The organism is Kitasatospora sp. NPDC127035 (assembly GCF_042726075.1).
Taxonomy (GTDB): Bacteria; Actinomycetota; Actinomycetes; order Streptomycetales; family Streptomycetaceae; genus Kitasatospora.
Window position 1 is genome coordinate 1 of the sequence record NZ_JBHXDN010000083.1, and the last position, 13,953, is coordinate 13,953.

At 73.6% G+C, this 13,953-nt stretch carries 11 protein-coding genes; 1 reads left to right on the top strand and 10 read right to left on the bottom strand.

Annotated elements, in window-relative coordinates; genetic code table 11:
• Positions 1-134: 134 nt before the first annotated feature.
• The 3 genes from ACFWIC_RS35780 to ACFWIC_RS35790 all read right to left on the bottom strand — a co-directional run bounded on the left by ACFWIC_RS35780 (position 135) and on the right by ACFWIC_RS35790 (position 2,387).
• Positions 135-719 carry a TerD family protein gene (locus ACFWIC_RS35780; protein WP_329881306.1) on the bottom strand — a complete coding sequence of 195 codons (585 nt, stop codon included), beginning with the start codon at positions 717-719 and terminating at the stop codon, positions 135-137.
• A 169-nt stretch (positions 720-888) separates the two neighbouring features.
• The gene (locus ACFWIC_RS35785; protein ID WP_329951900.1) at positions 889-1,479 is read right to left on the bottom strand and encodes an RICIN domain-containing protein; all 591 of its coding nucleotides are present in this window, start codon (positions 1,477-1,479) and stop codon (positions 889-891) included.
• Positions 1,480-1,721: 242 nt separating this feature from the next.
• Positions 1,722-2,387: a class I SAM-dependent methyltransferase gene (locus tag ACFWIC_RS35790; RefSeq protein WP_329951901.1), complete on the bottom strand. Its 666-nt coding sequence runs from the start codon at positions 2,385-2,387 to the stop codon at positions 1,722-1,724.
• Between the two features lie 283 nt (positions 2,388-2,670).
• On the opposite strand from ACFWIC_RS35790, the gene ACFWIC_RS35795 reads away from it, so the two are divergent.
• The gene (locus tag ACFWIC_RS35795) at positions 2,671-4,992 is read left to right on the top strand and encodes a glycosyl hydrolase family 18 protein (protein ID WP_380521124.1); all 2,322 of its coding nucleotides are present in this window, start codon (positions 2,671-2,673) and stop codon (positions 4,990-4,992) included.
• A gap of 89 nt (positions 4,993-5,081) precedes the next feature.
• On the opposite strand, the gene yidD is transcribed toward ACFWIC_RS35795, so the two are convergent.
• From yidD to ACFWIC_RS35830, 7 genes are all read right to left on the bottom strand, one after another.
• Positions 5,082-5,642, bottom strand: a complete 561-nt coding sequence (yidD, locus tag ACFWIC_RS35800) for a membrane protein insertion efficiency factor YidD (protein WP_355405032.1) — start codon at positions 5,640-5,642, stop codon at positions 5,082-5,084.
• 113 nt (positions 5,643-5,755) lie between these two features.
• Positions 5,756-6,529, bottom strand: coding sequence for a hypothetical protein (locus ACFWIC_RS35805; protein ID WP_329951904.1), 774 nt, complete (start codon positions 6,527-6,529; stop codon positions 5,756-5,758).
• A 162-nt stretch (positions 6,530-6,691) separates the two neighbouring features.
• On the bottom strand, positions 6,692-7,756 hold the full coding sequence (locus tag ACFWIC_RS35810; protein ID WP_380521127.1) for a hypothetical protein: 1,065 nt from the start codon (positions 7,754-7,756) through the stop codon (positions 6,692-6,694).
• A 338-nt stretch (positions 7,757-8,094) separates the two neighbouring features.
• Complete coding sequence (locus ACFWIC_RS35815) at positions 8,095-9,501, bottom strand: family 2B encapsulin nanocompartment shell protein (protein ID WP_329881312.1); 1,407 nt, start codon at positions 9,499-9,501, stop codon at positions 8,095-8,097.
• Positions 9,502-9,938: 437 nt separating this feature from the next.
• Positions 9,939-11,408: a lysine 2,3-aminomutase gene (locus tag ACFWIC_RS35820; RefSeq protein WP_329881313.1), complete on the bottom strand. Its 1,470-nt coding sequence runs from the start codon at positions 11,406-11,408 to the stop codon at positions 9,939-9,941.
• 205 nt (positions 11,409-11,613) lie between these two features.
• Positions 11,614-12,732, bottom strand: coding sequence for a hypothetical protein (locus tag ACFWIC_RS35825; RefSeq protein ID WP_380521129.1), 1,119 nt, complete (start codon positions 12,730-12,732; stop codon positions 11,614-11,616).
• A 208-nt stretch (positions 12,733-12,940) separates the two neighbouring features.
• Complete coding sequence (locus ACFWIC_RS35830) at positions 12,941-13,756, bottom strand: DUF1963 domain-containing protein (RefSeq protein ID WP_380521131.1); 816 nt, start codon at positions 13,754-13,756, stop codon at positions 12,941-12,943.
• Positions 13,757-13,953 lie beyond the last annotated feature (197 nt).

Below are 13,953 nucleotides of genomic sequence, written 5' to 3' on the forward strand. Positions count from 1 at the left end.
GGGGGGGGTGCCGGGGGGGGGCGGGGGGGGCCCGCCCCCCCCCCGTCGCCCCCCCCCCCGTTGTGCGGGGGGGGGGGCCGAGGTCGTGCGTGCGGACGGCTGCCGGTCGCCCTCCGCTTCGTCGTCGCCGAGGCTCAGAGGTGCTTCACGAGCTCGGGCATCAGGTCCTGGAACGTCCGTCCGGCGGCGGGTTGGCCGATCGCCACGAGCTGCCAACCCGTCCCGGTCCGCTGCATCTTCGCCATGATCTGCGCGGTGTACGGGCCACCGCCGGTCAGCGTGTAACGGGCCAGCTCGGTGCCGGTCTGGGTGTCGACCAGCCGACAGAAGGCGTTCTCGACCTCCTGGAAGGTCTGGCCGGTGAACGAGTTGACGGTGAACAGGATCTGGTCCACCTCGGCCGGCACGGCGGTGAGGTCGACGGTGATGGTCTCGTCGTCGGTCGCGTCCCCGGCCCCGCCCGTCAGGTTGTCCCCGCTGTGCCGCACCGAGCCGTCGTCGCTGGTGAGGTGCTGGAAGAAGACCACGTCCACCGGCTTGCCGGCCGCGAAGAGCACCGCCGAGGCATCCAGGTCGATCTCCTGCCCGGCGAACAGTTTGGCGAGGAAGCCCTTGCGCTGCGCGGCCCGCCAGCCGAGACCCATCCGCACCACGCCCAGCCGCCCGCCACCGGGCTTCTCCAGGCTCAGCTTCTGACCCTTCGCCAGCGAAACGCTCATCGCGCCCTCCTCGTTCCTCACCTGCGCCCCATGAATCTACAACAGTGTAGATCTTCCCGGCGCCCCGGATTCACCCCGGGACACCTCCATACCCCACGGGCGCGCCCGGGAAGCCGCCCGCGCCCGCACCGCGCCGGGACGCAGTACGGGCACCCAGGGCCCCGGCCGCCTACCAGGTCCAGATCTGGTCGGCCCAACGGTTGTCGCAGCCGCCCACGACCGCCCCGCTGCCGGAGTCCCCGCCCCGGACGATCACGCACAGCTTGCTGTTGTAGTTCTTCAACCAGTAGCCGCCCGCCTGGAGCGAGACCGCCCACCACAGCTGGTCGTCGAAGTCCGCGCAGTCCGTCTGGACCACCGGACCGTTATTGGCGGTCCCCCGGGCCACCAGGCACTTTCCGCTGTGGAAATTCCGGATCCGGAACGCATTGGCCTTGTTGTAGACCGGGTCGAAGATCCAGAACTGGTCGTCGAAACCGAGGCAGCCGTACTGGAACGCCTGGGTGTTGTTCGCATAGCCCTGGACCACCAGACACATCCCGCTGTTCGTGTTCCGCAGCTTCGAGCCCTGCCCCGGATCGGCGAGTGCGAGGTCGGCGACCGGCACCACCGTTCCGGCGGCCCCGGCCGCGGCGGGCCCCACCGGCGCCGAGCCGGCCGCCGCGACGCCGCCGGAACCGGCGAGAACCGAGACCGCCAGCGCGGCCACCGCGACGGAGGCCCCGACGAAACGGGCCGACCTGTGGATGAAACCCTGCATGTGCCATCCCCCTCGATCAGTCGGAATTCCCATCGACGGCAGACGAAGCACACGCCTGCCGGACCGAACCCTAACCGCCGGGGAATTCAGCTTCAACGGTTTTGCGAAATGACGAATGCACCCGTCCGCCCCGTACACGAAACAGCAAACCGTTCGCCACTGACGCCACCTGGTCACTTCGCTCCGGATCCACCGGAACGAGCGGCCGGCGACCGGCGACCGGCCTGAGGACCGGCCCGGGGTCAGCCGACCCGCTCCGCGCGGACGAGGGCGTCGATCGCCTCCACCGGACGGCCGCCCGCACCACCGCCGGCGCCGTCGTCGGTCGCGAGCCGGTGGCCACCCTCGGCGGCCACCGCACGGCGCACCCGTTCGGCCCGAACGGTGTGCAGACCGGCACCGACCAGGTCGGTCAGCACGTCACCCGGGGTGAAGAGCACCTCCGGATCCCGGGGGCCGCCGACGCCCTCGGTCAGGTTGGTCGAGTCGTGGCCGACCACCAGCAGGGTGCCGCCGGGCGCCACCGCGGCGGCGGCGCGACGCAGCGCCGTCCGGCGCTCCTCCGCGGGCAGTTGGAGGTAGGCGACCACGACGAGGTCGTAGCCGCCGGTCGGCGCCTCGAAGGTGCGGGCGTCCCCGTGCCGCCAGGTCAGGCGGTCGGCCACCTCGTCCGGCAGGGCGGCGGTGAGCCGTTCGGCACGGCCGAGGGCCACCGTCGAGAAGTCCAGACCGGTGACCTCCCAGCCCCGGCCGGCGAGCCAGATGCTGTTGCGACCCTCCCCCGCGGCGAGGTCCAGGGCGCGCCCGGGGGCGAGCCCGGCGAGTTCGCGGACCACCCAGCGATTGGGTTCGGTGCCCCAGACCAGCTCGCTCGCGGCATAGCGGTCGTCCCAGGCGCGGCTGTCCATGACCCGTTCTCCGTTCGACGCGGGGCTCCTCGGGAGGCCACCGTACCGGTCCGGCCGTCGTCGACGACCGTTCCGCGGGGCACCCTTGACGGCGAATATTGGTCCAGTCCAATCTGTGATGTCGTGATGCGGGATCCTGTCCGGTCCGCGTCACGAGCACCACACGCATACCCGAAAACGCGCTCCACACCCGCCCGCGCGCCCCCACAGCGCCCGGTTCGGCTCCCCGGCCCATCCCGGGCCAACCGCACCGCCGGAACCCCACTCCTCCGGAGGATCACCCATGCACGACCGGGTCATGCCCGCGCGCCCTGCCCGACGCCGGGCCGCCGCACCACGCCGACGGGCCACCGCGCTCGCCCTGGCGGCCACGCTCACCACCGGCAGCGCCGCCCTCGCCCTCACGCTCGACACCGCCTCGGCCGCGGCCGTCAACCTGCTGACCAACGCCGACTTCGAGACCGGCGGCCTGGCCGGCTGGACCTGCGCCAACGGCTCCGTCGTCACCACCCCGGTGCACGGCGGCAGTTACGCGCTCAGCGGCGCCGCATCGGCCGCCGACACCGCCCAGTGCCAGCAGACGGTCGCCGTCCGGCCCAGCACCACCTACACGTTCTCCGGCTGGGTGCAGGGCAGCTACGTCTATCTCGGCGCGACCGGGACCGGCGTCAACTCCCAGAGCTGGGCGCCCAACGCGACCGGCTGGACGCAGCTGAGCACCACCTTCACCACGGGCGCGGCCACCACCTCGGTGACGGTCTTCACGCACGGCTGGTACGGCACCGGCGCCTACCGGGCCGACGACCTCAGCCTGACCGGCCCGGCCGGACCGACCAGCAGCTCCAGCCCGACGGCCACCAGCAGCCCGACCGTCACGACCAGCCCCACGGCCTCCAACAGCCCGACGGCGTCGAACAGCCCCACCGCGTCGAACAGCCCGACGGCCACCACCAGCCCCACCCCGACGGCCACCTCGACCGGCACCGGCCCGGCCGGGGACGGCAAGGTCACCACCCCGAACGGCGTCACGGTCACCAAGGTCACCCACAACGCCGTCGTGCTCAGCTGGCAGCCGTCCACCCTCACCAGCGGCGACGGCCCCGTCTCCTACAAGGTGTACGCGGGCAACCAGCTGGTGGCCACCTCCATGGGCACCTCGGTCGCCGTCAGCTCGCTGCTGCCGACCCGCGGGTACACCTTCACCGTGCAGGGCTACTCCGGCAGTCACGCGTCCGCCCAGTCCGCCCCGGTGAACACCACCACCGCCGCCGCCCCCGCCAACAGCCCCTTCCGCTCGGCCTACTTCGACCAGTGGGGCGTGTACGAGAACGCGTACCACGCGAAGAACGTGGACACCAGCGGTGCGGCCGGCAAGCTGGACGTCATCAACTACGCGTTCGCCAACATCCACCCGACCAACCTCACCTGCTTCCAGGCGGTGAAGGCCTCGGACTCGGCCAACGAGAACAACCCGAACGCCGGCGACGGCGCGGGTGACGCCTACGCCGACTACCAGGCCGACTACAACGGCGCCACCAGCGTGGACGGCAGCGCCGACGTCTGGGAGCAGCCGCTCAAGGGCAACTTCAACCAGCTGCGCCAGCTGAAGGCCAAGTACCCGAACCTGCGGCTCAGCATCTCGATCGGCGGCTGGACGTACTCCAAGTACTTCTCCGACGCCGCCGCGAGCGACGCCTCGCGCAAGAAGTTCGTCTCCTCCTGCCTCGACATGTTCCTCAAGGGGAACCTGCCGACCAACATCGCCGGTGACCCGGCGGGCGGCGCGGCCTCGGCGGCCGGCCTGTTCGACGGCATCGACCTCGACTGGGAGTACCCGGGCTCGGCCGGCGGGCACACCGGCAACCACACCTCCCCCGCCGACAAGCAGAACTTCACCCTGCTGCTGAAGGAGTTCCGCACCCAGCTGGACGCCCTCGGCAGCGCGCAGGGCAAGCGGTTCCTGCTGACGGCCGCCCTGCCCAGCGGCCAGGACAAGATCGCGCAGCTGGAGACCGACAAGATCGGCGCGTACCTGGACTACGCCGACGTCATGACCTACGACATGCACGGTGCCTGGGACGCCAAGGGCCCGACCAACCACCAGGACCCGCTGCACGACAGCCCGGCCGACCCGACCACGCCGATCACGCCGGGCAACCGCAAGTACAACATCGACACCACGCTGGCCGCCTACACCACCGGCCTGCCGGAGTACGGCATCGCGGGCGGCTTCCCGGCGAACAAGCTGGTGCTGGGCCTCCCGTTCTACTGGCGCGGCTGGACCGGCGTGCCGGCCGGCTCGAACTTCGGCCTGTACCAGAGCGCGACCGGCCCGACGCCGGCCAAGCCGCTCAGCGCGGAGGCCGGTCTGGCCTCCTGGAAGGAGCTCAACGCCACCGCCGCCAACACCCACTGGGACCCGGTGACCGAGTCGTCCTGGGTGTACGACGGCACCAACTTCTGGACCGGTGACACCCCGCAGGCCATCCAGGCCCGTGGCGCGTACGCCAGGAGCAAAGGTCTGGCGGGCCTGTTCGCCTTCGCCCTGGAGAACGACGACGCCTCGGGCTCGCTGCTCAACGCCATGAACAGCAGCCTGCACTGACGCTTCGCCGGCTGATGCCGGAGGCCGCGCGGATCACCTCTCGACCGTGATCCGCGCGGCCCCTCCGTCTGCCGGGCCGCCCGGCCCGGTCAGCGCTCCGGCACCGGGTCGACGCCGCCACCCCGGCGGGCGGCACCCGGGCGGCAGCTCAACAGCCGGCCGACGGTCAGCCGCGCACCGCGCACCGCGCCGTGCCGGTGCAGCGCCTGGACGGCGTACGTCGAGCAGGTCGGCGTGTACGGGCAGCAGGCCGGCCGCCCGGGGCTGATCTCGGTGCGGTAGTGGCGCACGGCCCCGTACAGCACCCCGGCCGCGAAACCGCCGGGCACCGGCGCGGCCGGGTCGACCCGGCCCGCCGCGCCGCCGTGCCGTCGGCCGCGGCCTCCGGCAAGCGCGAACCGGATACCCGCGACCGTCATCACCGGGAAGAAGAGGAGCAGGCAGGGACCGTCACAACCGCCGCTGCAGTCGAGGTTGTCCAGGCAGTCGTTGTCCTTCTTCTTCTCCCCGTGCTTGCGGAGGTAGGCCTTCCACTCCTTGCGCTGGCGGCGCCGCCTCCGGCGCTCCTCGGCGGGCAGCCACCACCAGGCGCGCCCGGGGCGCTGGGTCGTCGGGTACGGGTCGCCCTGGTGGGGCTGTCGGTAGGCCACGCGCACGGATCCTCTCGGCATGCACGCCGGGGCCGGCCCCCGACGGCCCGATCAGAGTATCGAAGGCCGGGGCCGCCGGGAGACGGGTCCGGGTGACGGGCGCGACCGGCCGGTCACTCCTTCCCGCCGCCCAGTGCCGGGAACAGGTCGGTGAACGTCTCGGTGGTGACCGAGACGCTCCGGCCGAACGGGTCGTCGAAGTCCCAGATCAGGAAGAGCAGGAAGGCGATCAGCGCACTGAACACCCCGGCGAGCAGCAACTCCCGTGCCGAGCGCCTGATCTGGAGGGCGAACACCATCCCGACCGTCACCACGGCGCCCACGATCAGGCCGAACCAGACCACGCCCGGCATGGTCGGTCCGGCGTTCTGGCCCCGCGCGTTGCGGGCGTCGTCGGCGATGCCGATCCGGTCCATGATCGGCTGGTACGCCTGGGCCTCCAGGTCGGTGGCCGGCGGACGGGTCGCGACATCACTGCGCAGCTTCGCGAGCAGCTCGGTGCCCCGGTCGGAGATCTCGCCGTTCTCGCGCATGTACGTCCACTCGACGTCGACCACGTAGGAGACGTAGGCGTCGACGTCGGCACGGACCTTGTCACGGAACTCGACCGGGTAGACCTGCGCCCGCTCGCTCACCTCGTGCAGCGCCTGCGCCTCGCGGAACACGTCGTCCTGCGCCACGCCGCGTGCCTCCCAGACACCGGCGAGTGCCAGGCCGAGCACGATGGCGTAGACCACGCCGATCATCATCGTCATGTACTCGATGACGTCCGGTGTCTCGTCGGTGTCCTCGTCCTCACCGGCGCGGCGGTGCCTCAGCAGCACCACCGCCACCACGACGGCACAGGCCGCCAGCATGGCGATGGCCAGCGCCAACCACTCGGACATGGGAACTCCTCTCTGGGTCGGGTCATTCGTCGGATCGGATCGGGCTGAATCGGATCGGACCCGGCCCGTGCCGGGGTGGGAGGCACGGGCCGGGTGCACCGGGGGCGGAACTGCGAGCCGCTGCGGGCGGCCCGGTGGTGCTCACGTCGGACCGACGCGGTGTCAGGAGCTGCCGGTACCGCCTGAGCCGCCGGAGCCGCTCGAACCGGCGGACCCGGTGGAACCGCCGGCGCCTCCGCGACCCCCCGAGCCGCCTCGGCCGGAGCCTCCGCGCGGACGCAGGGCGACCGCCGCGAGCACGGCGGGCACGGTGATCACCAGCATGGTCCGGGTCGGCGCGGCGCCGTGGTGCCGCTCCGGGGCCTGCACCGGTGGGGCCTGCGGGATCCGGACGGGCTTCACCGTCGGGGCAGGTCGCACCGGCTCGGGGGCCGGGCTCTGCGGCGCCTGGGTCTGCGGTGCAGGGGGCGGTGGTGGCGTCGGCGCGGGCGGGCGGGGCGCCGGCGGGGGCGGCACCACCGGCTGTGCGGTGGGCCGCGGGGTCGTCGGCGTCGGTACCGGGGTGGGCACCGGCCGCGGGGACGCGGGCGGCGTGGTGGGCCTCGGCGTCGGGGAGGGCGGAGCCGGGGGCGGCACCGGCGCGGGGGTCGGCGGCGGTGTCGGCACCGGGGTGGGTGTCGGGGTCGGGGTCGGAGTGGGCTTCGGGGTCGGGGTCGGGGTGGGTGTGGGAGTCGGGGTCGGGGTGGGTGTCGGCTTGGGCGTGGGCGTCGGGCACGGATGGCTGTGCGTCGGCTTCGGTGGCCACGGCTTGGTGGGCCAGGGTCTCGGCGGCCACGGCCTCGGGGTCGGCGAGCCCGGGTGGTGCGACGTCCCGGAGAGGTCGACGGTGACGTCCACCTCCACGTCGACGCCGACCTGGACGTCCACGCCCCCGGGGCCGACCCCCACCGAGACGTCCGTCCCGGTGGAGACGCAGGTGGTGACGACCGGTCCGTGCGGGCGCCCTCCGCCGTGCTGTCCCGAGGTCCTGGCGGCGGCCGAACCGCTCAACAGCGCGCAGAGCGCGGCCACCCCGGCCGCCGCTCCGGCCAGCCGGATCCGCCGCGCGCGGGTGGTGCCGGCGCCGATCGGGTCACGGCTGCGGGTGACGCCGTCGCGCCGGGTACCGCCGCTCGCAGCGTCGTCTCTCGGAGTGCCGTCGCTCGCGGCGGTGGGGTCCGCGGTCACGACTGCCCGTCCACCGGTATCCGTCGGGGCGGCTGGGACTGGGGCATGGGCTCCATGCACCTCTCGTGTCGTCAGGAAGGTCGGACGGCGCCGGAAGGGGGCCGACACCGGACGGCCCGCCTCGGGGGGCGGGCCGTCCGGTACCAGGTGAAACGATCATGCGGGCGGCCCGTCACGGCCGGACCGGGTCCGGTCGCGAGCCCGGGGCCCGGGTCACGGGCCGGACCGGTCGTCACGACGGGTTCGTCACGGCATGGTCGTCACGGCACGGTCGTCACGGCACGGTCGTCACGACGGGGCCGCCGCGTCGAGGCGGGCCGGGCGCGCGGCGCCACGGATCAGCGGCGGCCGTGCGCGACCTCGACGTTCTCCAGCACGCCGACCGCGTCCGGCACCAGGATCGCGGCCGAGTAGTAGGCGCTGACCAGGTACGAGATGATCGCCTTCTCGTCGATGCCCATGAACCGGACCGAGAGGCCGGGCTGGTACTCGTCCGGGAGGCCGGTCTGGTGCAGGCCGATGACGCCCTGGTTGTCCTCGCCGGTCCGGATCACCAGGATGGAGCTGGTGTTCTCCTTGGTGATCGGGATCTTGTTGCACGGCAGGATCGGCACCCCGCGCCACGCCGGCACCTGCTGCCCGCCGAGGTCGACGTGGTGCGGGTAGATCCCGCGCGAGTTCAACTCACGGCCGATCGCCGCGATGGCCCGCGGGTGGGCGAGCAGGTAGTCCGGGTCGCGGCGGCGGCTGAGCAACTCGTCCAGGTCGTCCGGGGTGGGCGGGCCGGAGTGGGTCTGGATCCGCTGGGCGAAGTCCGCGTTGTTGAGCAGACCGAACTCCGGGTTGTTGACCAGCTCGTGCTCCTGGCGCTCGCGCAGCGCCTCGATGGTCAGCCGGAGCTGGTGCTCGATCTGGTTCATCGGCTGGTTGTAGAGGTCGGCGACCCGGGTGTGCACCTTGAGGATCGTCTGGGCGACGCTCAGCTCGTACTCGCGCGGCTTGAGCTCGTAGTCCACGAAGGCGCCGGGCAGCTCGTACTCGCCGTGGTGGCCGGCCGACATGGCGATCTCGGCCTCGCCGCGCTCGTTCTGGCGCTGGAGCGGGAGGGCGAGGAAGGCCCCGAGGTGCTCCTGCAGCGCGGGCGAGCCGTCCCGGATCGCCTCGAAGTCCCGGCGGGGCAGCGAGAGGACGGTACCGGAGGTCACCGTCCTGGCGGTGAACTCCCAGACGGCGTCGGCGTCGAGGACGGCGTGCTCGCCGAAGCGGTCACCGTCGGCGAGCACGCTGACCACCGTCTCGTCACCGTACTTGCCGGTGCCGATCTGGTTGATCTTGCCGTGCGCGATCAGGTAGATCCGGTCGGCGGGCGCTCCGCGCTCGGCGAGCACCTCACCCGGGCCGAAGTCGCGCTGCTCGCAGCGGTCGGCCAGCGCGGTGAGCACCCCGTCGTCCTCGAAGCCGCGCAGCAGGGCGAGTTCGCCCAGCTCCTGCGGGATGACCCGGACCTCGGAACCGGTCTTGATGAACTCGACCCGGCCGTCGCCGACGGTGTAGGTGAGGCGGCGGTTCACTCGGTAGGCGCCACCGGCGGCCTGCACCCAGGGCAGCACCTTGAGCAGCCAGCGGGAGGTGATCTCCTGCATCTGCGGCGCGGACTTGGTGGTGGTGGCGAGATTGCGGGCAGCGGCCGTAGTGAGGCTCGACTGCACCACCTGCTGTGTCTCCGGGCTGGTCTCCACGGGCATCGGCAGGGCTCTCCTTCATCTGGTCAGGTCACGTCGTCTGCGCAGGTCCCGCCGACGGGGCCGCCCGGTCGGCGGTGGCCGGGTGAACGGTCTCGACGGTTCATCAGATACACGTATCGGCAAGGGTGTTGGTGGCGTTCACGAGGTGGAGCGCCACTCGGTCGATCCACCGGGAACCCTAGATCACCAAGGCCCGACCGACCCCGTATGGCGGTGGAGTGCCCCCCGATAGGGTGAATCTCTCCGAGCGGAGGGTTTGAATCCGTCAGCCGGTCCCCACAACGCCGACACGTTTCTGCGCATGCGAATCGTCCAGACGTAGGAACGATTCACCTCACCCGAACGGAGCACCGTGAACGCCCGCACCCCGGCCGGCGGGGTGCGGGCGACTGGAACACGTGTTCGCCTGTCGAACAGAGTCGGGCGCCGAGGGCCGATCAGACCAGCGCGGGCTCCCCCGCGAGCTGCGAATCCCCCGCGAACCAGGGCCTCCGCTCGAACGACGCCGGCCTCAACTGATCGAACCAGGTGGCCCGTTCGTCGTACCGGGCGAAGAACGGCAGGCCCACCCGCTCCGGCTCGCGGGCCTGCAGGAACCGGCAGACGAAGACCCGCTCACCCGCGACCTCCGCGACGCCGTCCAGGCAGACCTTCCCCGGCCCGGCCGACATCACCGGCCCGCGCGCCGTCCGCTCCAGCCCCGACACCTGGCGGACCGCGTCCCGGTAGATCTCCACCGCCCGCGCCAGCGGCACCTCGAAGTAGGAGCTCGCCCCGGTGTCCCGCTCCACGAACAGGTAGTACGGCGCGATGCCGAGCCGCACCATGTCCCGCCACATCGCGGCCCAGACGTCCGGGGAGTCGTTGACGTGCCGGATCAGCGGCGCCTGGGCCCGGATCACCGCCCCCGTGGACCTGATCCGCGCCACGGCCGCCCGGACCGCCTCGCCGGCCAGCTCGCGCGGGTGGCTGACGTGGGCCATCACCGCCACCTGCCGCCCGGCGGCGACCGCACGTTCGAACAGGCGGAGCAGGTCGTCGGCGTCCGGGTCGGTGGTGAACCGGTGCGGCCACCAGGCCAGCGCCTTGGTGCCCAGCCGGATCGTCCGCAGGTGCTCGGTCCCGGGACCGAGCAGCGGCTCGACGTAGCCGGCCAGCCGCGCGGTGGACATGATCAGCGGATCACCGCCGGTGATCAGCACGTCGGCGACCTCCTGGTGGGCCCGCAGGTAGTCCAGCGCGGTCGCCGGACCGGGCAGGCTCTGCCGCAGGTCCGGCTCACCGACGAACTGGGCCCAGCGGAAGCAGTAGCCGCAGTAGGCGTGGCAACTCTGGCCCTGGGCGGGGAACAGCAGCACCGTCTCCCGGTACTTGTGCTGGAGGCCGGGCACGGGGCGGCCGTCCAGCTCGGGGATGTTCTCCTCCAGCTGACCGCCCGGGTGCGGGTTGAGCGCGCGCCGGGCGGCCGCCACCGCCTCGGCGAGCCGCTCGCGCGGGGCGCCGGCGGAGATCAGCGCGGAGATCCGGTCGAAGAGCTCCGCCGGGAGCATGTCCCGGTGCGGGAAGGTCAGGCGGTACATCGGGTCGTCGGGGACGCGCCGCCAGTCGATCAGCTCCTCCAGGACGTGGTTGTTCACCTTGAACGGCAGCACCGCCGCGACCACCGCGATCTCGTGCCGCAACCGCTCGTCCGCCCCGGCGAGCTGCGGCAGCCCGGCGAGCCGGTGGCCGGGTACCGCGCGCAGTTTGGGGCGCCGGCCGGCCCCGGCCGCCGTCCCCGTGCTGCCGGCACCTGCGGTGGTGCGCGCGCCGTCGCCGGCGTCGGTGATGGTGATGTCGGCGCCGGTGGTGGTGCCGGCGGCGTCGGCAGGCCCGCCGTTCACACGCTGGTCTCGTACGGTTCGCACCCGTGTCACCCTTCTCCCGGCCGCTCCACGCGGCCCTGCGGGCAGCCTAACCTTCGTGCGGTGACCATCCGTCAGAGGGCCTGGGAGCAGCGGCCGTACGGGTCCGGGGCGGGCGGCGGCCGGGCGCTTCCCCGGTCCACGGGGCGGGCGGACACCCGGTCCGGGCAGCGGGCGGGGCACCCGGCCCTCGACGGCCCGCCCCCCGCTACGGCTCGCCGCGGTCCCGGTGGTCCCGCTCGCGCCGTCGTGCCACGTACCAGAAGGTGCCCACCAGGGCGGAGAGCCCGATCACCACGAAGGCGAGCGCGGGCCACCGGCTCTCGAACAGCCGGACGTCGGCGAGCAGCAGCACGACGACCGCTCCCAGCGGGACGGCCAGCGAGGCCACGGCCCGGGCGGCCGCCACCACCATCCCGGGGTCGGTGCGGGTCCGGCGGGGCCCGGACCAGCCCGCCGGAGCGCCGCCGAAGTGGAAACCCACCGCACGCGTGGCGATCCGGTCGGTGGCCCGGTTGTAGGAGGCCCCCATGTACGGCAGCCAGACCAGCGGGGCGACCGTACCGAGGAGGAAGACCACGGCCAGCAGCGCCCACCCGCCGGCGGAACGCCAACGGGACGGCGGCGGGTCCTCGCCCTCGCTCGTCAGCCCGAGCAGGCGGGCCATCCGCCGGATCAGGGAGGCGAATCCGCGGATGCGCCGGGTCCGGCGGTCCCGACCGGCGGGCGCACCGCCGGGCACCGGATCGGGGCCGGACGCCAGCGCGCGCTCGGCGGCGGCGAGGTCGGGGTACGCCCCCTGGAGGACGAGGATCTCGGCGGCCCGGGCCGGTGCCACCGGGTCCTTCCCGGCGAGGGCGGCGAGCTCCAGGAGGAGTTGCCCCTGGGCCAGCAGCGCGCTGCAGAAGGCGAACGGCACCAGCCAGAGGAACGGCCCGCCGACGAACGCTCCCTCGGACTGGCTGACCCGCCGGGCGTGCGTGACGGCCCGGACGGCCAGCTCGCCCGTGGTCTCGTCGGGGCGGGACGCGCGGAGGGCGGCGGTCCGCCGGGCGGCCCGGGGGCCGCGGTGACGGACGGCGAAGACCGCGAGCAGCTCCGGCAGACGGCCCGGGTGCGCGCGCACCGCGCGCAGCAGCTCGACGGCGGGGGCGGCGGTGTCGGTGCCGGCCGCGACGTCGGCGCTGCGTGCGGTGCCGACGGCGTCGGTGCTGTCGGCGTCGGTGCTGTCGGCATCGGTGTTGTCGGCAGGAGCGGCCGCGCGGTGCGGCGCGGACTCCGTTCCCGGCTCCGCGTCCTCCGGGGTCCGCTCTCGCTCTGGGACCACGTTCGTCTCACCGCCCCGCCGTACCGCCCGACCGACCCCCGGCAGGGCGCCCGGTCCCTCGTTCCGGGCCTCACCCCAGCCTAGGACGAGTCCGCCGGTTCCCGCCGTTCGTCCACCCGGCGGTCGCCCGGCGGTCGCCCGGCCGTCCCGGGCGGAAGGCCGTGCGGGGCCGGTACCGATCAGGTCGGGGGCTCCGCGCCCGACCCCGTCAAACGGTCTCGAACCCGTGCCGGACCAGGTCGAAGCGGCCCGCCGCGAGGTCCTCGTCGGTGATCCAGAACGAGACGTCGGCGCACGCGCCCCGTGCCGTGTCCAGCGCGCCGCTCCCGATCTGGAGCAGCGGCCGGTGGCCCTCGGGGCGTCCGGTGTCGGTGTCGCACCAGCCGAGCACCCGCACGGCCGGCCGGGGCAGCTGGTCCGCGAGGTCGAGGGCGAGGTCGAGCGCGACCAGGAAGTCGTCGGGGAACAGGTTCTCCAGCTCGCGGTCCTGGTAGGACGGCGCGGAGAGCGCCCACGACGCCCGGACCGGGACGGCCGGGACGGCGGGTGTGCCGTGCTCGGTCGGCGGTGCCGCTCGGGGCGGCGCCCCGGCGGGCACGTGCAGGACCCGGCAGCCGCGGCCGCTGAAGTCCGCGAGCCACTCGTCGTGGAAGAAAAGCAGCAGACCGTCGGCGGGAAGCGGCCAGCGGTCGCCGGGCCCGGTCGCCCGGAACGCCGCGGCCAGTCGGGCGCAGTCCAGCTGGGCCAGGAAGCGCATCGGACGGCCGGAGAACGCGGGCCAGGCCGTCCCGGCCGGCAGCGCGGGCAGCCCTCCGAGCCGGCCCTCGCCCCTCTCACCACCACCCGTCTCGCCGCCGCCGGTGACCGGCCCGAGGACCAGCGAGGAACGGAACAGCCGGTGCACCAGCGGTGCGAGCCGGTCACCGGCCCGTGCGCGGATCGCCGCCGCGACGGCCTCGGGGATCGGCGGCGCGCCCCCGCCCGGGGCGGTCGTCGACATGTCAGTGGTCACCGGTTCGGCCATGCGCCGAGCCTGCCATCCGGGTCCGACAATCCGCGGGGCGCACGGGCCGCACACGCGGCGGCCCGCCGACCCGGTGGGCCACCGGCGCCCCGGGGGAAACGCCGGAGTCCCGCCAGGTGCCGGTACGGGGGCGATCGGCACCTGACGGGGGTTCCGGGCGGCCCCGGCCGGGCGCTGCGGCCCGGAGCGGGGGCGGG